This is a genomic window from Pseudoalteromonas sp. S554 (genome assembly GCF_005930865.1).
Classification (GTDB): domain Bacteria; phylum Pseudomonadota; class Gammaproteobacteria; order Enterobacterales; family Alteromonadaceae; genus Pseudoalteromonas; species Pseudoalteromonas marina.
Map to the genome: position 1 here is coordinate 1 of NZ_PNDV01000162.1, position 813 is coordinate 813.

General features: G+C 34.9%; 1 protein-coding gene. It reads right to left on the bottom strand.

What is annotated here, in order from left to right; all coding sequences use genetic code 11:
• Window positions 1–94 precede the first annotated feature (94 nt).
• Window positions 95–559, bottom strand: coding sequence for a hypothetical protein (locus CWB65_RS19470; RefSeq protein ID WP_138741287.1), 465 nt, complete (start codon window positions 557–559; stop codon window positions 95–97).
• Between the last annotated feature and the right edge of the window lie 254 nt (window positions 560–813).

Sequence of the window (813 nt, forward strand, 5' to 3'; positions counted from 1 at the left end):
ACAACTTTGAACACAATTGTAAATTGTGCACCCACTCCACATTTTGGCAAGAGTAACGCTACGCAACTCAGCCAAAATGTCGCTCCGCGGTGGGTTAACATTTTTCTGGGCAAACACCCATTGAGTCTAATAGCCCCTCATGCTCGTCTTTTATAGCACTTTCGCTTTCATCTGTTAGTGTGTTTTCTTTAGTTGATGGGCTGACTCTTTTAGAAAATTTAATTTTCTTTTTATGAGCATTTGCCTTGAAAGCTATTATATCTTTCGAAGATTGGGGGCGAATAGAACCCCATATGGACTCTTCTTCCCAGAAGATAGCTTTTGCCTTTTCTAAGGACACAGGCAAGACTTTCAAACTTGCATCGCCTGTTATAGCCCCTGTATTTTCGTCGAAGATAAACTCCTTAGATTCCATAACTGTTAAGTCTACGCTTAACGTGCGGTTCTCCTTTTCTAGGGTTACAGTAAGACTAATGGTGTCATCAATTTTAACCGAAAATACATTATCTAGGTTTTCAACAATTGAGATGAATTCAATTTCAATATATACGTTACTCATAAACTCTATTCCTTGTTTTGATTATTACTATCGTAACGTATTTGGGGCAACTCGACGCCAATCGGTAAAAATAAATATTGCTAATTTTTATCTAATTTGTTCATGGTTGATTGTAGGCGTTAATAAATAATTTCCTAATAGATAATAATTAATTTAAGGGTAAAAATAACGAGTCGTGCCATTTATGTTAAGATATTAACTTGTCATAACGGAATATGATAAAAAATATGGATAAGAATATTGATATGAATAAG